The sequence below is a fragment of the Bradyrhizobium betae genome, assembly GCF_004123905.1.
Classification (GTDB): domain Bacteria; phylum Pseudomonadota; class Alphaproteobacteria; order Rhizobiales; family Xanthobacteraceae; genus Bradyrhizobium; species Bradyrhizobium betae_A.
This window is the reverse complement of the sequence record NZ_MZXW01000057.1, coordinates 1-21433: the sequence shown is the minus strand read 5'-3', so window position 1 is coordinate 21433 and position 21433 is coordinate 1. Positions and strand designations below refer to the sequence as shown.

General features: G+C 58.9%; 10 protein-coding genes and 9 pseudogenes. 8 read left to right on the top strand and 11 right to left on the bottom strand.

The window, feature by feature from the left end:
• Positions 1 to 776: 776 nt before the first annotated feature.
• Positions 777 to 1801, bottom strand: a pseudogene (locus B5V03_RS40635) (IS110 family transposase).
• Positions 1802 to 1955: 154 nt separating this feature from the next.
• Positions 1956 to 2270: pseudogene (locus B5V03_RS42680) on the bottom strand (hypothetical protein); the annotation flags it as partial.
• A gap of 1344 nt (positions 2271 to 3614) precedes the next feature.
• Between B5V03_RS42680 and B5V03_RS43125 the strand changes: the two are divergent.
• Positions 3615 to 5677 (top strand): annotated as a pseudogene (locus B5V03_RS43125) (GAF domain-containing protein).
• A gap of 516 nt (positions 5678 to 6193) precedes the next feature.
• On the opposite strand, the pseudogene B5V03_RS40610 reads toward B5V03_RS43125, so the two are convergent.
• A pseudogene (locus B5V03_RS40610) lies at positions 6194 to 6760 on the bottom strand (IS110 family transposase); the annotation flags it as partial.
• Between the two features lie 615 nt (positions 6761 to 7375).
• Between B5V03_RS40610 and B5V03_RS42120 the strand changes: the two are divergent.
• Together B5V03_RS42120 and B5V03_RS40595 are read left to right on the top strand one after the other, a co-directional pair.
• Positions 7376 to 7563: pseudogene (locus B5V03_RS42120) on the top strand (cold-shock protein).
• A 753-nt stretch (positions 7564 to 8316) separates the two neighbouring features.
• Positions 8317 to 8541: a hypothetical protein gene (locus B5V03_RS40595; RefSeq protein ID WP_129276013.1), complete on the top strand. Its 225-nt coding sequence runs from the start codon at positions 8317 to 8319 to the stop codon at positions 8539 to 8541.
• A gap of 383 nt (positions 8542 to 8924) precedes the next feature.
• On the opposite strand, the gene B5V03_RS40590 is transcribed toward B5V03_RS40595, so the two are convergent.
• Positions 8925 to 9173: a helix-turn-helix domain-containing protein gene (locus B5V03_RS40590; RefSeq protein ID WP_129276012.1), complete on the bottom strand. Its 249-nt coding sequence runs from the start codon at positions 9171 to 9173 to the stop codon at positions 8925 to 8927.
• A gap of 147 nt (positions 9174 to 9320) precedes the next feature.
• Between B5V03_RS40590 and B5V03_RS40585 the strand changes: the two genes are divergently transcribed.
• A complete protein-coding gene (locus B5V03_RS40585) occupies positions 9321 to 9620 on the top strand; it encodes a hypothetical protein (protein WP_245502492.1) in 300 nt (99 codons plus the stop codon).
• 81 nt (positions 9621 to 9701) lie between these two features.
• Positions 9702 to 9872 (top strand): annotated as a pseudogene (locus B5V03_RS42675) (PilZ domain-containing protein); the annotation flags it as partial.
• Positions 9873 to 11557: 1685 nt separating this feature from the next.
• Here the strand turns inward: B5V03_RS42675 and B5V03_RS40565 are convergent.
• From B5V03_RS40565 to B5V03_RS42665, 3 genes and pseudogenes are all read right to left on the bottom strand, one after another.
• Positions 11558 to 12584, bottom strand: a pseudogene (locus B5V03_RS40565) (IS110 family transposase).
• Positions 12585 to 13018: 434 nt separating this feature from the next.
• Complete coding sequence (locus B5V03_RS40560; RefSeq protein ID WP_129276010.1) at positions 13019 to 13198, bottom strand: hypothetical protein; 180 nt, start codon at positions 13196 to 13198, stop codon at positions 13019 to 13021.
• 137 nt (positions 13199 to 13335) lie between these two features.
• Positions 13336 to 13650 (bottom strand): hypothetical protein, encoded by a 315-nt coding sequence (locus tag B5V03_RS42665; RefSeq protein ID WP_129276009.1) that lies wholly within the window; start codon positions 13648 to 13650, stop codon positions 13336 to 13338.
• Positions 13651 to 14496: 846 nt separating this feature from the next.
• On the opposite strand from B5V03_RS42665, the gene B5V03_RS40550 reads away from it, so the two are divergent.
• Positions 14497 to 15297 carry a hypothetical protein gene (locus tag B5V03_RS40550; protein ID WP_129276008.1) on the top strand — a complete coding sequence of 267 codons (801 nt, stop codon included), beginning with the start codon at positions 14497 to 14499 and terminating at the stop codon, positions 15295 to 15297.
• 272 nt (positions 15298 to 15569) lie between these two features.
• Here the strand turns inward: B5V03_RS40550 and B5V03_RS40545 are convergent, their stop codons facing one another.
• Entirely contained in the window at positions 15570 to 16331 is a 762-nt protein-coding gene (locus B5V03_RS40545) for a hypothetical protein (protein WP_129276007.1), read from the bottom strand.
• A 437-nt stretch (positions 16332 to 16768) separates the two neighbouring features.
• Here B5V03_RS40545 and fdhA point away from each other — a divergent pair, with 437 nt between their 5' ends.
• Entirely contained in the window at positions 16769 to 17977 is a 1209-nt protein-coding gene (gene fdhA, locus B5V03_RS40540) for a formaldehyde dehydrogenase, glutathione-independent (RefSeq protein ID WP_129276006.1), read from the top strand.
• A 283-nt stretch (positions 17978 to 18260) separates the two neighbouring features.
• Here fdhA and B5V03_RS40535 read toward each other — a convergent pair.
• Positions 18261 to 18467: pseudogene (locus tag B5V03_RS40535) on the bottom strand (IS5/IS1182 family transposase); the annotation flags it as partial.
• Between the two features lie 258 nt (positions 18468 to 18725).
• Between B5V03_RS40535 and B5V03_RS43120 the strand changes: the two are divergent.
• Positions 18726 to 19126, top strand: a pseudogene (locus B5V03_RS43120) (heme-binding protein); the annotation flags it as partial.
• Here B5V03_RS43120 and B5V03_RS40520 read toward each other — a convergent pair.
• Positions 19105 to 20469, bottom strand: coding sequence for a sensor histidine kinase (locus B5V03_RS40520; RefSeq protein ID WP_245502491.1), 1365 nt, complete (start codon positions 20467 to 20469; stop codon positions 19105 to 19107). The pseudogene B5V03_RS43120 and the gene B5V03_RS40520 sit on opposite strands and share 22 nt — an antisense overlap.
• A gap of 352 nt (positions 20470 to 20821) precedes the next feature.
• Positions 20822 to 21196: a response regulator transcription factor gene (locus B5V03_RS40515; protein ID WP_129276004.1), complete on the bottom strand. Its 375-nt coding sequence runs from the start codon at positions 21194 to 21196 to the stop codon at positions 20822 to 20824.
• Positions 21197 to 21433: the final 237 nt, after the last annotated feature.

Sequence of the window (21433 nt, the reverse complement as noted above, 5' to 3'; positions counted from 1 at the left end):
GCCGGCCATCGCTTCGCGCTACCGTGGCTGGGGGGCTAATCGGCAGCGCTTACCGCAAGCCTGCCGAAGGCGGATTAACAAATCTTTAACCAATTCGGGCAGGCTCTGGCTATTTCGCGGGCAACAACGCGGCGGAGTGCCGGGCGGCTCTGCGTTGAACAGTTCAGCCCTTTCGCAGCGGTATCGCTACATCCACGATCATGCCTCCGCGGTCTCTGGTAAATGCCAGACAGCCGACCGTCGCGCCAGGAAGAGCTACGGCGGCTTGTTCATCAGTGTCTTTGAGCGCGGCCCGATGGCATCGGTGCGCTGCCGCCTCTAATTTCTTCAAATCGACACCCGTGACCGCGTTGCCCGCCGTTGCGGCCAACGCAAACCAATCGTTTGGCGGGAAATGCTGTCAATCGGCCCTTTAATTGCGGATTGATGTCAATTCTCTTTTTGAAGCCATTCGGCAAGACGGTAGCGCTCGCCCCGTCGGAGCGGGTCGGGTTGCGGAGACGGGGCGAGCGCGCGGCTGGTAGATCGATAGCCAGCTCGGTAGTCGTGGGCCGATATTACCTAAATCTCAATGCGATCAGCTGCCCGTCGCTGGGGTCATGGTCCTTTCCGAGGTCGCAAGCGCCTCATGATGATGTCCGGATCGGGTGCCTCATCGTTTGCAACGGTGTGCGGGCGAGCCCGCCACCAGCCGATTGACCGAGGTCACCACGACCACCGTCCCAGCGGGACATCGCCGGGCCCGGCGGACCGGGCCAGGAACTTGCAAAATAAGGTCAGGCCGGCGCGTGGCCCCAGTCGAACGACGTACCATCGACCCAAATGCAGTGGAGGATCACAGCGATCTTGCGCGCAATGGCGACCTTTGCCTTTTTCATGCCGACCCGCTTCGCGAGCTTTATTCCCCAGGCCTTGAGGGAAGACCATTTTTGGGTCCGATAGAGAAGGACGGTCGCTGCCTCGAACAGGTAGGTTCGGAGAAGCCTGTCGCCCCATCGGGATATATTGCCACTAGTGTCACTTTCACCAGATTGGTTGCGCCGAGGTGTGAGGCCGAGATAGGCGCCGACTGTCGAGGCCGATCGGAAGCGGGACGGGTCATCGATCGTATGGCGGAACGTCAAGGCAGTCACCACGCCGACACCAGGAACCGTCATCAGGCGACGCGTCGTCTCGTCAGACTTCGCCAATCGGCGGACCTCGTCGTCGAGTTTGCTCTGCTGCTGGCAGATATGTTCATGAATCGACAGGAGCGGCTCGATCAGTTTATAAGTTGATGACCTTCGCCCAATAGCAAGCCGACCTGGTTACGGAACTGTTGGCCAATGGCGCGAGGGAATAGCAACCCACATTCCTTGATCAGACTGCGGACCTGGTTCTCGATATCCCGGCGCATGGACACAAGGCGGAATCGCGCGACAAGGATCGCTCGAACCTTCTGGCTCTCCTCGCTCTTGATTTTGACTTCACGATACCACCCGACCCGCACCAGTTCGGCAAGGCCCCGAGCATATTCCGATCGCTCTTGTTCATGCGGACCGACAGTACAGCGTGTGCATGCCTTGCATCGATACAAACGACGGGAAGTTCAACCCTACGAAGCTCGTGCCAAAGCCAGCTTGCCATCGCGCCCGTCTCAAAGCCGATCCGCTCCGCCAGTGGCGCATGTTTACGAAGCAGCTTGGACAGATCGCCGGGATCAGACTTGCCCTTTCCTTCAAAAATCGCCTGACCAGTCTCGTTGACCACGCAAAACCGAAGTTTCTCTTTGCGAGACATCCAGGCCGACGTATTGCCTCATGACAGCGGGATCTGTCGCAACGCGGTCTTCAAGGAGCTTGCAATTACCAAGGCTACCTGCGTTCCGGAAGGCTTGTCTGGGCGGAGCATGCTGGTGAGGCGCCACCATCAACTGAAGACGCGTTTACGAACGGCTGGCGCGGGCCTCCTGTGTCCTTGAGCGACGCTTCCAGCTTCCAAAGCGGCGTGTCCTTAGGCCGTCGGATAGCATCCAGCGGGAGGCTGGCGCGGGTCTTCCAGCGGGCGCACTCGACTTCCAGCCAGGCTAGGTCGCCGTTGATGCACTGGCCGATCGTAGGCGAGGGCTGGGCAGGGCCGCTATAGTCCTCCATGCGAACGGACCAAGCTTCGGCCTCCGCGCGATCGGCCACTCGGATGGCTTGTTGAGCACGCTCACGGGCTCCTTGCGCGCGGATCTTCGCGCCCATGATCCGGCCGCCCCAAATAACCTCCCGCAACTTCGTGCTCATGGCGGATGATTCCGCGGGAGACAGCTGGAGGCAAGCCGCTAGGAATTGGCCGTTCGTCAAGCTCCAATTTGTGAGCCAGTGCGGCGAGCTTAACGGTACTGCAAGCGCCGACTGCTGTTGAACCCAGAAGGAAAGAATGATCCTAGGCAAAGCGAAGGTGGCTACTCGTCTTCCGGCCAAGGGCTAGATCGGGCGCGGGCGTCGTGACCGAGCGACGTCGGCACGATCAGGCGATGACGTTGGCGCACCGCGCGCATGCGCTTCGCTCAACGGACAGCGCAAAGGCCCGGTTTGATGGGGTTCTCTCCGGGCCCCTGGCTCCGCTTCGTCGCGCGCCGGTTCGGGATCGAGAACCGTCACGGACGAGACGCCGGCAACGAATACAAGGACAGCCTGAGTCGGATGGTAAAATTGAGGCGCAGCCAGCGCCGCGCATGCACGGCACCCTAAAGTGGCCAGCAAGCCTTCACGCAATTTATTCGCAGGCGCTATAGTACTGCGAATGTGTAACGAGGCGGCGTCAAAAAGGACAGCGAACCACCTTTCTGGGTGGTCTCTCCTCTCTTTTTGCGGTCATGTAGCGCGAGCGTCGGGTCACTATTCGCTTTGTGCGGCGAGCCGATCGCTGTTGTATGTCACAGATCAGCCGCCGCCAAACTTGGATGGATCATTGTAGGAAGGAGGGTCGTCGTGGTCCGTCCGCAGACCACCCGGAACGGAGTCGTCGCGATAGATCCGCACACCACCTGGAGTGACATAAGCTGGTGACCGAATTCCCGGAGGGAATGTTCTAAAGCCTGATCGCCCAGGGGCCAGGATCGTGACGCCTCGAACAACAGGGCGAACAGTGGGAAGGTTGTAGTTCAATGTGCCTTCTGCAAGCGCAACTTCACTTGGGACAACGAGGAGTATTGCTATTCCGATTGTCGTAAGGTTCATACTGGATCTGCGCATAATTGTGTCGCTTAGTCGAACAGATAAGACACACCGGCACCCGTTCCATTGAATTCTTCTTCAATAATAGAAGCCGCCAAGCCGTTCACCTCCTCGCAGAGCGTTGATCTTCTGAGCACTCGTTCCATTTAAAAACCGCTTCGGAACTGCCATCGCTTCCACTGTTGCCCATCTCTGACCTCCCGACCAGTGCCGGTGATGTCCGCACCCGCTGCTCAACCGGAAGTAAGCAGCCGGAATGCCAAACGGCCGCTTCTGCCCGAAGCGAGCCTGCCGGCCCTCTCCTTAGCTCACCTAGCCGCTGCCAGCCGGCGAGCAAGATCCTCACTCAAACGCCTCTTCCAGAGCGAAGTCTTCTGACAATATGCCTTTCTACCCCTGGGGGCAGATATGGCGCGGTCGGCGAAAAGGCGCGGCAAGAGCCCATCGGCGGGCCGTAAGGGTAGCAAGACCAAGAACCGCATTGCATCAGCAGCCATCCGCGGTAAGCGTCGTTCGGTCTCCGATATAAGCGAAGATCTGAAGGAAGCCCGCGAGCAGCAGGCAGCGACGGCCGAGATATTGAAGGTAATCGCCAGTTCGCCCGATAGCGTGCAGCCGGTGTTCGAAGCAATAGTCACCAGCGCGGCGAAGCTGTTCGAGCCTTGCTCCGCGACCATTACAATTCTGCAGGACAATAAGCTGTACTGGGGCGCGTCGGCCGCTTCAATCTCCGGCTTCGATGTGGATCGTGTTCGAACGATTTATCCGATTCCATTTGATGTAAACCTGTCACCATCCGCGCGAGCGGTTCTAGAGCGGCGGATCATTGAGATTCCGGATACTGACCGGTCCGACACGCCGGCCATGACGCAAAGGGCCGCCGCGACCGGTGGCTTTCGATCCATCACCTTCGTGCCGCTCATCGAGCGGAAGAAGGGTATCGGCACCATCATTTTTACTCACCCGGAAGCCGGATTCAGATACTCGGAACGGCAGCTGGATTTCATTCAGACATTCGCCGATCAGGCCGTAATCGCGATCCAGAACGCGCGGCTGTTCAACGAAGTTCAGCTGCGCACGCGCGACCTGTCGGAAGCGCTGGGGCAACAGACGCGATGTCGGACGTTTTGCGCGTCATCAGCGGCTCATCCGGCGATCTTCGGTCGGTATTCAGGGTCATGCTCGACAAGGCCTTAAAAATTTGCGAGGCGTCGTACGGCAACATGATGCTCGCCACCAACGGCGGACTCGAGCTGGCGGAACTGTACAACTCGCCGCCAGCATTTGCTGACCTATTCAAGAACGGGCCGCTTACGCCCCCACCTGCAACAGCGCTCGGCCGAGTTCTTGCCACCAAAAAAGCCGTCCATGTTCCCGACCTCTTGGCAGAGGGCCCTGCTGTTCAGCAAACCGCGCTTCGCATTGTCACTCTCACGAACATGCGGGCTCGGACCTTGCTTGCCGTACCGACGCTCAAAGAAAGCGATCTAGTTGGCGTCATCGTCATCTATCGCCAAGACATGCGTCCCTTCAGCGAAAAGCAGATTGAGCTTGTCACGAACTTCGCAGATCAGGCAGTGATCGCCATTGAGAGTGCTCGTCTACTTAACGAATTGCGCATGCGCACGGGACAGCTATCGCAGTCCCTTGAAGACCTCCGCGCTGCACAAGATCGGTTAGTGCAGACCGAGAAGCTGGCTTCTCTCGGTCAGCTCACCGCGGGCATTGCGCACGAGATCAAGAACCCGCTAAACTTCGTCAACAACTTTTCGGCGCTCTGCGTAGAATTGACTGACGAGCTAAAAGAGGTTTTGACGCAGGAGGGCCTGACTGAGAAGGGCCGTGAGGAAACGAACGAGTTGACCGGGTTGCTTAAAGATAATCTCCAACATGGCAACCGTGCCGACTCGATCGTCAAGAACATGTTGCTACACTCTCGTGAAGGCTCCGGCGAGCGCCGGTCCGCCGAGATCAACAGGCTAGTTGAGGAGAGCCTTAGCCTTGCCTATCACGGCGCCCGAGCGGAAAAGGCTGGCTTCAGCATAACGATTAGGCGTGACCTTGATCCTGAGGCGGGTGCTTTGGATCTTTACCCGCAGGAGATGACCAGGGCGCTGCTAAATCTGATCTCCAACGGCTTCTATGCAGCGACAAAACGCAAGGCAGAGACCGGCGACGTAGCCTTTGAGCCAGTCCTTAGCGCCGTCACCAGACATCTCGGCAAAGCCGTCGAGATCCGCATTCGCGACAACGGAATAGGTATCCCGCCCGACGTAAAGGGAAAAATGTTCGATCCCTTTTTCACAACGAAACCGGCGGGAGAAGGAACAGGCCTAGGACTCTCGATGACACATGACATCATAGTCAAGCAGCATGGCGGCCGGATCGATGTCGACACCGAGCCGGGCATCTTTACAGAGTTGATTATTACCTTGCCGCGGCACAACGGGACTACGGCTGGCACATCTTAACCGGCGCCGATGATGTCCATTCCCGGTGCTCAACCGGAAGTCAGCAGCCGGGATACCGAAAGGCCGATTGTGACCCAATGTATGGTCCGGCCGCGCGTTGCAAGAGGTTTCGTCAACCTGGCAGATGCGGTCTTGCATCAATGTATCCGGCCTCTGATTCGAGCGTGTTGTGCTCCGGGCCATCATGGGTATCAGCGCGCATTCGAGCTAATTAGCGGACAGGCCTCGAACGGGCCATTCGGGTCACCAGTGTTCGCATGCGCCGGGAAGACCGATCCTCCATCGTTGTCTCATTCCTCTCGCAGACCTCGGCGGGTAAGGGATGTTGGTTACGTCATCGATCGCACCTCACTTCGTGCTGTTCCTTAGTTCGTGCCTGGCGGTCGTTCCTTTGTCCCGGCCTGCGCGCGCAGACGCGCCGCGCAAGGGCCGTCAAGGCCGGCCGTCGTGCTGTCCTGACGTCTTGCTCTACCGCGGTTAGGTCGCGCCTTGATGGCCCCGAGCACGGTGCGAGGATCAGGCAGCTCGGGACGCCGTCTCCTCCGTGTTGACGCACTCGAAGGCGCGTCCCTTGTTGAGAACCGCCCAGGCGATCCGGGCGAGCTTGTTGGCGAGCGCAATCGCCAGCACGTTGTGGTGCAATCGTTTCTTGGCGGCTTCGATCCAAGATTTGAGGCCATAGCGCTCCCAACCCTTGACCTTGACCAGCACAACCCACGCGGCCTGCACAAACAGCGCGCGCAGGTACCGATTTCCGCGCCTTGATATCTTGCCGAGGATCGTGCGGTCGCCGGTCGATATCTGCTTCGGCACCAGTCCAAGCCAGGCGCCGAAGTCGCGGCCTTTCGAGAACACGTCTCCAGTGCCGATCGCAGCCACCATCGCGCTCGAGATGATCGGGCCAATGCCGGGCACCGTCATCAGTCGCTCGCAGCCTTTTTCTTGACGGGCCAAGGCCCCGATTTCGCGGGAGAGGTCCTCGATACGCGCAGCCCGCCGGCGCCAGTCGCCCGCGAGATCCTCGATGATGCGTAACATGCGAGGCGAGAGCACATCGGTGCGCGTCGCGAGGATATCCGGGAGGCTGATAGCTCCTGCATTCCCCGCTGGTGGCGCGTGGCGACGGAGACGGACAGACATGGCCCCCGGATTACGACTTCGAAGGCGGCGCGAAGGAGCATGTGTCAAGCGTAATGGAGGCACACCGCGGGCGCTTCGCTCAGCTTCTTCCACCAGATCTCGAAGATCCTCCAACTCTGAGAGTTGAGAAGCGAGTTCGCTAAGTCGTTCGTAAAGGATTGCGCGAGAGCCTCGCATAATGTCCTCCCCAGCACAAAAAAGCACTATCAGGACGGCGTCAGAGCAAATAGCGCGAGCAGCAAAAACAGAAGACTATCATCGTACATCGGACTTCAATACGTCCGTCTTGCTGCCGTAGACAAACTGGCATCCCGAAAACAACCGCTTACAGGCTGGCAGTCGTACAGGCGCACCCCGGATCGGCAGTGTTGCCAACGCTGTCCAGCAGGAGGCCACGTCGAGCGTTGTGGCTGCGGTCAGGGACGCCAAGAAACTGGAGTTGTGACGGGTGAGCAACCCTCGGCTATCCGATCCATTGCGTAAATACGCGTCCGCATCAGCCTTGCTTTTGTCTGAGCTCTAGTACTAGTTTTCCTGTTTGAAGAACGGAGAAGTTAAGTGGCTATGGGGACCGTGAAGTGGTTCAACCCGACGAAGGGTTACGGGTTCATTCAACCTGACAACGGCGGCAAGGACGTCTTCGTCCATATCTCAGCGGTTGAGAAGGCTGGTTACACGTCCTTGGCAGCTTCGATGTCGTGAACAACCGCGGAAACGACTCGGCTGAAAATCTACGGATGGGGTGAGCCCTCCAAACGCGCCGTGAAGATAGGCGCCAAACGAAAAGGCCGCAGCGGCGTACCACTGCGGCCAGCCGGGTAAAATGAAGACGTGAAATATTGATTCCAGCCCCGGCGAGATAAGCCTACAGCGACGGCACGAGTCCGCAATGTTGTCGAGGTCACACTCGGGGAAAAAGTCTTGCTGACGGAGGGAGGGCCCGCCGGGGCTGGATGGCGAGCCCTCAACCCCAAAGCCGCGAAGTTCTCCGGCGGCCTTAACGGATGCAGCAGTCTGCACATGATCGGCGCAGATGCGACCGTTAAATCATATCGGTTTTTGGCGGCTCGCTCAACGGACTCAGTATCACCTAGACCACCGTCAATTTAGCGCTGATGCCCGAGGCCTATTCCGAGATTGAGCGCCTTCTGACGGAGCGCACCAACGGTGCGCTTGGTTGCCTTGGATATTTTGGCGACAGGCGTTCGCGCCTTTGAGTGCGCTTTAAGTTCCTTGATGTCATTCTTCGTCCACTCGCGGCGAACTACTTGTTTCTTTTTAGGCAAAGCGATGCTCCTTCGATGTTGAAGGCGCGTCTCTAACAACATAGGGCGCAGTTCGCAAGCCGCGCACTCACCCAATACGCGCAACGAAATTTAAACGCGCCTTCACCGACAGGAGTGACGCGCATGTTCAGGGTTGTAGCTGCGGCGTTGTGGAACTCCAACTCATCGCGAAGTTGGAGTGGCAACCCATCCGCTTTTCCCTAAGAATAACCAATGCAAGGTAAGGCCAGGACTCTTTTGCACCAACAAAATGCCGCCGCTGTTTGGCAGGCCCCGTTCGAAATTGTTCCAGCGCTGCACTTCAATCCCGATGCGCTTACAAAACGCCGTCTGCGTCCCGGCAACGGCTTTTCGCACGACCTTGAGCCTTTCGGCGACGTTTTCGTTACTCAATGGATTTTCGGGCATTCCTTGGACGCCGCGGCGAGGGGAATCTGAAACTGTCTCAGGGTCGGTGCCGATTTGCTTCAAGAGATGGCCCACTGCAGCGCCAGTCTCAGGTACGAGAAAAAGTAGCGATCAACGAATAGGCCGAGGGGCGGCCATGCGATGATGCCGATGCCGAGTAGGATTATGATGCCTGAACCGATCAGCATCTCTTTGATTTCGCGGTGCATCGCGTCAGTTTAGGCAATTCTCCGCTATCCCGTCCATTCCCTCAGGGTCAGCGCAAGTCAACACTCTTCGAGGGTACGTTGCCTCGACGGTTGCGATCGTCCAGCTGGCGCGCACAACACGACGCCGCACTGCCGAGCAAGGTTGTTGCCGGATGAATGATGCAAAGCCGCGGCGGCTGCTGCGCCGGGGAGGGACACCGCCGGCTAACCGATCCATTGCGCGAAGGCGCGCCTGCTGGTGCGGCTTACTCGGCCTCGCTGCTTGCGGAAACGTTGTAACCGACCGTAGACGGCCTGGCGACTGCGACCCAAGCGCTCGCCAAGCTCGGTTGCAGTCATGCCCTCATCGAGTAGCGCAAGTAGTTGCGCTTCTTCTTCCGGCGACCACGGGCGGATCTCTTGTCGATCGTTGGACATCGATTTCTCGCCAGCAAAAGCGCTGCGGACCACCATCGTATAGCATGCTGGTAAATGATGAGTTCCAGGTTTGGAGCGTCGCGAGGTTGCGCTTGCACCCAGCTTGCTTGGCCAGGGCCGAACTGGCCACGCGCCTATAGGGGCGGTCCAGGGTGCCCGCGTAACGATCTGTAAGTATTGGGCATGCAAAATAGCGCCTTTCTGCGCGTGATCAGTCCGACCAAGGAGATCGCCGTGACATCAGATAATGATGACGAGCTGGCTGTTTTGACGCGAGAGATCGCTGACAAGGTGACCTATGTTCAGAGCCAAACGATCCTGATCGAGGTCCTTAAGCGAGACGGACACGACGTATCCGACTATGAGAGAGAGTTAGCCAAAGAGCGGTCGCGCTTGGCAACACGGATCGCGAGGCAGTTTAGACTGCTTGAAATAGCTTCGACCAATGAAGGACCCGAGACAGCCGCGTCAACTCAAGGATAAGTAATCATGTCGGATCGCCGGAAGATCGATCGTTCGGACGTCGACTTGGTCGCATACATTTTTTGAGATGGCGGCAGCCAACGTTGCCGCGTTTTCAACATCTCGGAGGACGGGGCTGGGATCGAGCTACCGACGAAGCTGCACATGCGTGCCACATTCAAGATGATGTTGGAAAGAGACCGTATCATCAGAGATTGTCGTCTCGTTTGGTCCAGTGATACTCGCGTCGGCGTGGTGTTTAAAGCCAATTGAGTCGGTTTCGGTAGGTTGTCGGCGCCAGCCAAGTGCCCAAGGGGACAAGGTCACGTATTGTTACCACGCCGTCTAGCGGGATGCGTCGAGCGTTGTTGCTGCGGGTCAACGACGACACACGCTGTGGGGGCTGTGAGGAGGGCACCCGGTGATCCGCTCGCGAGACCCTGTCGTTTTGACAGGTGCGGGCCGCCCCGACATGTGGGCATGATCGCGGCTAAAGGACGAGGGCCGCGGCTATGCGTTACTACTTCCCGATTCTCCACAACGGCGAGACACACGCGGACGACGTGGGGGAGCTGCTTCGCTCTGCTGAGATAATCGCTACATTCGGGGGCGGCCATGATCGCCGCCGGCTTCATGACATCGCCAGCATCGGCTAACAAAATGGATTGCAAGGCTGGGGCTATGGCGGACGTAACTCAGCGATTATGGTCCCCCGAAGAGCGGCACAGGGAAGCCGCCGACCTCGACAAAGAAGCAAGCGCAGTGAGGATCAAAGGCCCGCCGGTTCACGCTGGCGGGCTAATCTCCCTTATTAGAATGTTCAGGGGCTAAGTTCGTTCCCCCCGTTGGAACTGAACTTAGGTTTTCTGGTTTTGGAGTCGTTGTTAACGGCCGAGGAAAGCGCCATGACGGAGCGCCGCCGAGTGAAGCAGACCTACTCTCTTGAGGAACGATTGGCCGAACTGGCAACAAGGTACAAGGAGCAGGCCAGCGCATTACCGGCAGGCGCGGAACGCGAGGCACTTCTTAGGAAAGCACGGTTAGCTAATACTGGCGCGCATATCAGCGATTGGCTGAGCTCTCCCGGCCTACAATCTCCGAACTAAGGAATCGTGCTCAGTGCCGTGTTTCCGTTTTGTGCTTACCTTGAGCTATCTCAAGGTATTTAGTCCGCCCGTGAACACGTTGCGAACGCGAGTGTATCCGCCTGCGGAAAACAAGAGCTAAGGCCGCCTTGGTTGGCGGCCTCTTTCTGTGCGCCGGTTTACGCCGGCAGGGCTTTCGTTTGAACGAAAGTCTGAATCAGTAGCGCCGATAGTACCGATGGGCATAAGGCCGACGGACGACGACTACGCCGCGGCGATAGGCGGGACGATAGACCGGGCGAGTTCGGACACATCCGTGCCGGCCGCACACCAGGGCTACTGTCTCAACGTTCGCGACGTTGTTGGATTGTCCCAGCGGAGCAACTGGCATTGCCGATGCCGTTGCAATTGTGAATGCGGTCCCACCGAGAACGGCCAGGGCGGCAAGAGTAAGTGTGAATTTCATCTATGCTACTCCAGCGGAGACTATCCCCGCCAACCAAGTTAGGCGTTCCTCCCTGAACCTTGGATGACCAAGCAGCCTCACGCTCTCAATGAGCGCCCCGGAACGCGCGCGAGCTACTGCGCGTCGGGGGTTAGACATTGCAGATGTGGACGGCCCCCCACTTGTCAGGATTGTAGCAGACTTCCGACCAGATCGCTTGCTATCAGATGTCCGGCCTGTTTGCGCGGACAAAGTCCGCTGGCCGAGATGGTGTTCGCTACGCACGCTCCAAGCACATGGGCGACACTCGTGGTGCCAGTGTAATCTTCGGAAGCTCGCGCGTATCGACCGATCGGTCCTTCCATCTACTGCGTGCTGCAAGTTCGTGGGCAATCCGCCGAGCAACCTCGCTCGCGCCCGATTTCAGATCAAGTCGGCATGGCTGCTACCGGCTGGTTGTACACGCCGCCCGATATCATCAAGCGCCAAAGCGATGCGGGCAAACTTGTTGGCCAATGCCACCGCAACCAATTTCGGCGGCTTTCGCTCCAGCAGTGAGGCGAGCCATGGTGTGGGCTTATGACGACCCTTGCGGATATGCCTCAGCAGCGCGGTGGCCCGACAATCAACGTCGATCGCAGTACAGAATCTCCAGCCTTTGTAATGCCGCCGAGTCTTTGCCGGCCGCCGGTTGAATGATCCTTGGTGTCAGTCCGAGCCATGCCGCAAAGTCGCGACCCTATCTGAACGTCTCGGGCGGTGGTGCCTTCATGCTGAGCATCGACGACCCAATCGGACCGATGCCGGGAATTGTCGCAATACGCCTGCTGATGTCATCATCGCGATGCCACTTCATCAGCTTGGCCTCGATCTTCGCCAGGCGGGCTTCAGCCGCAGCATACTCGTCCGCCTGAAAGCGGAAGAGATCCCGCGCCATTTCCGGCAGGCTATCGTCTTCCAGCACACGTTTGATGAGTGCGGCTACGTTCTGCCGGCCGGCGGGGCCGACGATACCAAACTCAGCGGCATAGCTTCTGAAAGCATTGGAGAGCTGAGACTTCACGCTGACCAGGCGTTCTCGCACGGTCATCAACATGCAACCCGCTTGCCGTTCCTTCGATTTCACCGGTACGAACCGCATGCTGGGCCGGGTAACCGCCTCGCACAGCGCCTCGGCACCGGCCGCGTCGTTCTTGCCGCGTTTCCGTAGGCCTTCACATACTGAGGTGGGATTAGCTTTACCACGTGTCCAAACGATTGCAGCAGGCGTCCCCAATGGTGCGAGCTGCCGCAGGACTCGATGGCGACGAGAACTGGCGGAAGCCGCTCGAAGTAGCGGATCATCTCGGCTCGCCGAAACTGGCGCCGAACGACCACTACCTCATTCTCATCAACACCGTGAAGCTGGAACACCGACTTCGAAGTGTCCATGCCGATACGAACGGGAATATTCATTAGACTTTCCTCTCATCTTCCGTGACGCCGAGAGCGTCATCAAACCGTGGGGATGAGAGGCCGTCATGAAGCGAACCGGCCCGGCTTGGCGGGCGGATGCGGGGGGCAGTGTGCGAGTTTGATTGCGGCAGGATAGCTGGCTTGAACCTGGGCACCATAGGCGCATATTCGGCGGATGTTCGAGCAGCGACCAATTTTCATGGCTCGGAAAAATCCCGGACTTGGCTGGGGGGTCGATATTCTGTGGCCCGATGGCGAAACGGAAGTAATCAAGGGCTTTATTTCGGAAGGCGACGCGGTCAAGTGGATTGCTGAGCATGAGCACTCGAAGCCGTGGCAGGGAAATACGAATCAAAAACCACCCCTACAGCCTTAGAAACCCGGAATCGCCAATTCTCACCGGATCCTCGAAAGGCCGCCGCCGGCTATCTCCATCAATTGTGCTTCACGCTGTCCGCGATTGCGCGTTCGACTTCTGAGGCGAGAACCGTCAGGTGATCAGCCAGCCTCGTAAACAGCTCTCGTTTCTTCGGGTCGGTCGCCAGATCACCGATGAGGGCGCACTCGGCGGCATCTGTGCGGAGCTTTTCCAACTGAACCTGCATGTCTTTCATTGCAGCTACTCCGTTCCCCGAGGGGAACTGTACTGCCAAGGTGTGAAAGCGAACAGAGCGAAACGCCGAACTTTCCTAGGCTCGGGTCGCTGGACCGACGCAGTCCAGCACCTCCAGCGGCCCCGGCCTCCCACACCTCAAAAGCCCCCACGGCCGGGGCCGTCTTTACCCAAGCCACCGAAAGGCGCTTTGGCCTTCCAGTCGAAGTCCGGCCGAACGTCTGCGCCGCGAGATCCGCACCCTTCGCAAACGAACCGTGGTTCGATATCAGACAAGCGAACATCGTCTGGCCAGCGATCGGCGCTTAGAGCAACGTTGTGACCGCAATGGCAGTCGACCAGGACGCCACGCAGGCCCATCTCGCGCATCTCGCCAAAGGTAATCTTCATCTGCCGGCCATCGGCGTGCGTAGGGCGGGCGCGTTGTTCAAGGCCCTGCCTCCACCTCCTCATGTAGCTGTTCTTCCCAGACCAACTCGCCGCATTCGCATTCGAAGATCCGGAGGAAGCCGGGTGGCTTTGGGTTCCAAATGCGCTCTATAACCTTGTCGGGCGGTCGCACTTTGCACATCGGACGGAATCTTGTCGTGATGTTATAGGACGTCTCGCCACTACATGGGCAGACTCTGGACGCAACTTTGTTTTCCCAAGGAAGCCCCGCGGAGTAAGGCAAGGCCGCGCGGCTTAGAGGCGACCCCGGCTGGGGGGCCTGAGGGTTGATGCCGGGGCCGCTCCGCCAGCTCAAGGGAGACAGCTAGCAAAAGCTGCAAGTGTTCCTCTGCGCGTTCGTTCCTCTAACGAGCGTTCGGCGTCGCAAATTGCGGCGGCTTGCCGCTGCTGAAATCCGGTCTGACGTCAGAACCCCGGTTGCCGCATCCGCCGCAGACGAAGCGCGGCTCAACATCAGACAAGCGAACATCGTCCGGCCAGCGATCGGCGCTCAGAGTGTAAATGCTGATCGAAAAATGACCCCCATCGGCGTCTTGGGGACCCCTTCAAGTCATTGATTGCATTTAACCTGATCCATTGGACCCCCACGCCGATAAGCGTCAAGACCCCGCGCCGAAACACAGTCAACAAAGGCGATGCGGGCCACCCGACCGTGACGGGACGTGCCGACCTGCTGCGCAACGACATCTGGGATCGCTGGCGCGCCGGCGAGGGGCTTCCGCCGCTCGCCGCACCTCTGACGGATGCCATCGGGAAGCTCGCCGAGGTCGCCGATCGGCAGCTTGCTTTGCTGCAGCAGGCCACCGCGATCCACCACAGCCCGCTTCGGACAGGGTGGATCGTCCCGTCGTGCTGGTCCGCCGCGATCCACCGGCTGCGCTTCCCGAACAGCGTGAGGCCAATGCCGGGCCCTCGCCGCTGTTCAGCCAGATCGAGGACGAATACCTCGCGATCCGCGAAAATGGCGGCGCTTCCGCGGGCGCGATCAGCACCGCTCGCTGGCGCACCAGCGTGTTCAAAACCTTGGTCGGAGATCGGCCGCTCGATCAGTACATGCCGATCGACCTGCAGAACTATGTCAATGAACTGCAATATCTGCTGCTGCAATTCTCCCAAAAGGGAGATCAGACGGAAGAATTGCTGGCGATGGGCATTAAGGCTGCGATCGCCAAGAACAAGGCGGAGCATTGCTACGAATCGATTGCGCTGAAGACGATGCAGGACGGTTACGTGCAGATCGTTCGCGCAATAATCCACCCCGCAACGTGGCTGCATCGGTCGCGTGACCCATTCCAGGGCTTTCGCGTGCGATGGCCCGACTACGCCAAGCCTTCGGTGAAGCGAGAGAGCATCGACTATGAAACTCTGAACCGCGTGTTCCGGCTCGGGGTGGATTCAGGTTATCTCGACGACGCCATGCTTGGACCGCGGTGCCTGCTGTCGACGCGCCGGGTCGGCCTCGTGCCCTGGATCCGCGGCAGCGATTTCGGGACCAAGCACGGCGTAGATATCATCCGCGTCAACGGGATCGTCTTCGACAAGTGGATCGCTGGCCCACGGTCAGCAATTTGGCGATTCGATACCTGCCGCCCCAGCCACCCAATCGTGCGTTCCGCCTGGCTCCCTGACAGACGCGAAAACGTGTCGTAAATCCCAGCTTTTCTCGCATTCGCTTTCATCTCCGGACTTCCGATTCGTCGAACTTGAGGTGAATGGCCGAAAGTTTCCGGCCTTGTCCGCGAATACTCCCGTTTTGCGGAGACTATTGGCGGAAACTGGTTTGATCACGACCGCCGCCCGAGAACGGCAGTTCATTTTCGGGACTGATAAGCTTTCTAACAAAAGCTTATCAGTTCGCCCGGCGGGCAGGGAGTCACGCTTGTGAACGGCCCCTTCTGGCGCAAAGCAGCCGGTCGCTATCGTCAATGCATGAGCGCTGGAGGCGCCCCGACGCCGCCCATCATAAGCGGAATATCGTCCGCGACATGCGCCTCCATATAGGCGGCCACCCGCTTCTGTTGCCAGGACGCAAGGCCGCCCCGACCGACCGGCTCGTGGAGCTCCGTGTCAGCGTTGATGCGAACGAGCTCATGCGTCAGCATGATGCCGAGTGCTTCGGCGTATTGCCGATGCACCGTGTCCGCGTTCTCGATTGCGGGCTTGAGTTTGAGCGCGGTTTGCCATACATCGCGATCGTAAAACAGCAGGCGGGGCTTGAATTCGATCTCCTCAAACCGCAGCTCGGGATCGGCGAGAAGCCCGCGCGGATCAATGTAAAAGCAGGTTGTGTGCGTCAATACGCGCGGTTTCTGCCATCCGCGGAAGTCGCGCCCGGCGGGAACAAAAGTGAGCTTGTGCGTGGAATCGCGCAAGGTCGACCGCGGCAGGCCTTCAACAAAGGACTCGCCATCGAAGCGCTCGGCGACGTCTGTCGCAATGAGCAGATGCCATGGATTTCCGAATCCGTATTCAAATTGCGTGTGCCGGGTGATCTGGACCGTCTCTCCGCGAAACCCCCACCAGTTCGAGGAACGGCGCTTGGCGATCTCAGGCGGGGAAATATTGACGAGCGAACGAGTTTCAAAATTTGTTTGCGGCCATCCCGGCTGGTGCTCGGCGATCGAGCCTGGGGGAGCTGGAAGTGCAGCGGGTTGATTCAAGGTCGATTCGGTGGAGCTGGCCATTATTCGATCTGAATTGCTTTGATACCGTCCAACCCCAGACGTATTAGTGGGGCGGTCGCGACGACGAACAAGATGTGAAGTCGGCTCCGCTCACGCGGAGTTGAGACTCGACCGTCACGATCGATTGAGGTTCACGTGTTTAGCCCGCAATTGTGGAACGAAGCCGGGGCAAAGCCCCCGCGCGCGAATTTGCCACAAGATCAAGGCATCGAGACATTGGCAAGTTGCGATGGAGAATTGACGCAACAAAAAGACGCTATGCAAAATAGAATTAGCGCAAGATTGGGGTAATTGCAGCAAGACGGCCAAAGTACTCTTCAAGATCGTCCATACCTCGAGGATGACTGGGACCAGCTGCGCGCGCCGAAGCGCCTGCGTCCAGCAGAAAACCTATCGCGTCGACATGACGCACAGCGTGAGACCTAAGGAGATTGCAGATGCCTTCCAACTCCAATCGCGGCGTCGTTTACCTCAAGCCCGGCCGCGTCGAAGTCCAGAACATCGACTTTCCGACCTTCCGCAATCCGGCAGGAAAGACGATCGATCACGGCGTCATTCTCAAGGTCGTAACGACGAACATCTGCGGCTCCGATCAACACATGGTGCGCGGCCGCACGACAGCGCCGGCCGGCATGGTGCTCGGGCACGAGATCACCGGTGAAGTAATCGAGAAGGGCCGCGACGTCGAATATCTCAAGATCGGCGACCTGGTATCGGTTCCTTTCAACGTTGCATGCGGACGCTGCCGAACCTGTCGAGAGGGCGACACCGGAGTCTGCCTTCACGTCAACTCCGACCGCGCCGGGGGGGCCTACGGATATGTCGATATGGGCGGATGGATCGGCGGGCAGGCCGACTACGTCATGGTGCCCTATGCCGACTTCAATCTGCTGAAATTTCCGGACAAAGCTCAGGCGATGGACAAGATCCGCGATCTGACCTGCCTCTCCGATATTCTGCCGACGGGGTTCCACGGCGCCGTTACCGCCAAGGTCGGAGTCGGATCGACAGTCTACGTCGCCGGGGCAGGGCCGGTCGGGCTTGCGGCGGCCGCGGCCGCACGTATCCTTGGCGCGGCAGCCGTGCTGATCGGAGACATGAACAAGGAGCGGCTCGCTCACGCCAAGAAGGTCGGTTTCGAGCCCATCGATCTCACCAGGCACGATTGCCTCGGCGAACTCGTTGCTGAGGTCCTCGGCGTACCAGAAGTCGACTCCGCGATCGACTGCGTCGGCTTTGAAGCGAAAGCGCAAGGAACAGACGGCAAGGTGACCGAAGCGCCTGCCGTCGTGCTCAATAGTCTGATGGAAATTACCCGGGCGGCCGGCGCGATCGGCATTCCCGGCCTGTATGTGACCGACGATCCTGGCGCGAAGGAGCAGGCTGCCAAACACGGCAACCTCAGTCTTCGCCTCGGTCTTGGCTGGGCAAAATCGCATGCGCTCCATACCGGCCAGACGCCGGTGCTCAAATACAATCGGCAGCTCATGCAGGCGATACTTTGGGACAGACTGCCCATCGCCAAAATCGTAAATGTCAAAGTGATCGATCTTGAGCAGGCGCCCGCAGGTTACGAATCATTCGACGCCGGCGTCGCAAGCAAATTCGTTATTGATCCACACCGGCAACTCTCCGGAGCAGCCTGAACAAAGTCGGACTGGGCGCATCGCTGCGTCAGCGTCTTCCGATTCCCGCGACAGCATCGTGGACCGAGCAAACGTCCACGGTGTGTTGCCGACCGGCAACGAAGCAATTTACTCAGAACTCGAGACATTAGCCCCATCGGGCCTCATTGCACTGGCGTCACGGCGGCCCAGCGCGGGTCGGGTGCGGCCATCCGCTTCCACGATCGACCGGGTTGGAGTCAAGTACTTTCGGGCATCCACCACCACACCGTCAATGTCTCTCCGAGCTAAGCGTTGCGGACACTTATCGCATCCATAAGACGATTCCTGCGAGAGTGACGACAGCAAGGTAATTTCGGGCGGTCTTTTCGAATCGGATTTCTACGCGGCTGAATTGCTTCAGCTTCGAGAAGCAGCATTCGACGAGAGGGCGCTGGGCATAGAGATGTATGTCGAGCGGATATTTGAGCGCCCGTGACGGGTTGTTGGGGATGACGGCGATCGCCCGTTTTGGCTTGGCGCAAGTGATCGGCGTATAAGCGAGCGCGTCCGGCGCACAGTCGGCGTTAACCAAAGCGATGGCCGACCTCTGACAGGTCCTGCACCGCAGTAAACCGGCGCGTAGGCGAAATGTGCAAGCGGATCCTGTTCATGCCGACGAAACTGCTGAACTGGATTCGACAGTCAGTACCGCGCATTATCGTCCGCACTCGGCGCGTCGCCGCCCAGGGGTGCCACTCGTAGCCGCGTTCGTGAGCAGGGAGCCCAGACCGTCCTGCAAGCGGCCAGGGAGAGCGCAGAGCAACGGAATGCGCCCTCGGCGATCGCAGCGGATGATCCAGCCGGCGATCTACTTGCTTTCCGGCGTATGGATGGCGTCCGTACGGCAAGCGCAGACTCGCCAACGACAAGGCTCGAACCGCTGCGCGGCTGCAGCGGCTGAAGGAGAATATGGAGGACAACATCAATCGTGCCCGATTGCGTTTGTCACCGCCGGCATCGCAGCTACTGCACGGCGGCGTTCCGATACGCATAAACGGCCAAGTCGTGGGCGAAGTCCGTGTTGCCGGCATGAGCAAGGAAGCCGACACCGAGATGGCGAACACCGCGACGGCGTCACTAGGCACCTCACGTCACCGAATCCTATGTCACGTTCGCTCCGGAGCATAAGGGCAAGCGATCTCGACGATGCAACCAGCCCCTGGATGGATGGTCAATCGGAATCCGTGCAGCTTCACGATTGCCGCAACCAGGTTCAGGCCGAGGCCCAGGCCCGGCGTGTGCCTCATCTTGTCCGACCGATAGAAGCGCCTCAAGACAGCGTCGCGCTCCTGTTCGCTTATGCCCGAGCCGGTATCCTTGACGCGGACGATGGTCTCGTCGTGGCTGCGTACCAAATTGATCTCCACCCGCCCGCCCGCCGGCGTAAATTTAACGGCGTTGTCGACCAGATTGGCGACCGCCTCAATCAAAAGATCACGGTCACCATGAACGGTAAGTTTGTTTGGTGACTGGACGACAAGGCTGATTCCCTTATCTTCCGCTATCGGCTCATACATGTCGCCGACTTCTGTTACTATATCCGCAAGTGCGACGTGGCCGAAGCCAGCTGATCTCTGACTTACTTCTATTTCGGCAAGACGCAGGATGGCCGTGATGATGGATAGCGATTGATCAAGCGCCTCCGTCGTCTTGTCCGCAACTGCCTGCAATTGCTCCAGTGTCGTGGCGTTGCGGCGACCGCGATCGAGCATCAAACGCGCACGGGTAAGAGGCGTACGCAAGTCGTGCGCGATGTCCCGACCGACGCCTGCGAGGGACTCGATGAGAGTCTCCATCTCGTCGAGCATGCCATTGACTATCGTCGCTAGTTGCGAGAGGGGATCGTCGCTGCTCCCAAGCGGGAGCCGTTCACGCAAATTACCCGCGACGATGCGCTGCACTCGCTCGTTGACCTCTACGATACGCTTTCGGGCGCGCGCGCTCAGCGCCGTGCCGACTGCAATGCAAAGGAACACCGCGGGAAATAGCGCCAGCGCGAGCGTACCCCCAACGACCCGTGCAATCTCCTCGATTTCATCCACATCGCGTCCGACCAGCAACACATTGCCATCCGGCAACGTTCGCGCGATCAGCCGTACGGCCTGTTGCTCCCGACCAAGTCCGTCTATTCTATCGGCCACCGCATTTTGTGCCGTGCCATCGATCCGGAGATCGGCTGGTTCCCTTTCCATATCGCCTGCGATCCTGTCGCCGTGCGCACCAAACAGTCCCACCATCCGATGGCGCCCTGGATCGTACTGCAGGCCGTCGTTGATCGCGTCGAGCCTCTCACCGGACCGCAAGGCAACAAGATTTTCGATCTCCGCAGCGATCGCGCGGTCGGATCGCAGCGTAAGGTCATGCTTCGTCCTCAAGTAGACGAACCCGAGCAGAGCAACGGTAAATGTCGCAAAGATGCAGGTCACCACTACGGTCCACCGCATCCTGCTGGATCGGATGAATTCAGGCAAGTGCATCACGTTGTCTCGCCCGAAAGATCGCAGAAATGCTCCACAGTTCTGCTCGGCCTGAGGGGTCGCTGCGAAGCCGTGAAACGAGCTCGCACGACCCCGTTGACATGGATGCATCCTGCGCATTTCGCTCGTCTGCCCGCACCGTCCGGCGCATCCTTGATTCCAGTTACGCGCGCCAGCCTAACCCGAACAGCGCGAGCGGCTCGATCCTACGGATGTTGTTCCGACTGTCGTCTTGGTTTGAGAGGCCCCATACCTTTGGTTTATGCGTGCGAAACGCCTCGTGCATGCTGAAGAACGTGACGAGTTGGCGCAGGCGGCCTTAGATCATGAACCGGCTCTTGCGTTCTTAGCTGGCACTCCCGCGCGTGATGGCAGCCTCGACATATTTGATCAATTCGGGTGCCGCAAAGGGCTTGGCCAGGAAGCCAACGGCTCCGGCCTTCCGCGCCCCGTCCCGCACGCTGTCTTCGGGGACGCCTGTAATGAAAACGAACGGCGTACTGTGCCCTTGCGCGCGCATATGGTTGAGGAGGTCAACCCCGCTCATGCCGGTCATCTGCACATCCGCAACGACACATGCGCAGTCGTGCAACTGGGGTGACTGCAGGAACTCTTCGGCGGACGCAAATGTGCGGACCAGATATCCTTCTGAGCTGAGCAGATTGTCGATTGCTGCACGGACGGCTGCATCGTCGTCAATAACCGAAATCATCGAAAGCATCGACAAGACAGCCTTACAGGCGCGGGAGCAAGACGCTCTCTCAGCATCGCCTTAAAAAAAATGAGCCGCCAATCTGGATTCTGAAATCATACTTAGGTTTGTCCATGCGGGTACCTGGTAGCCCAATCAGGCGCATTCGGTCTTGAAGCACTGAAGGTCTTGAGGTTTGTTGCCCAGTCCTCGCCGGACAAGCACTAAGGCTTGGCGCGACGAACTCCGAGAGTTTCCGCTTTTCGT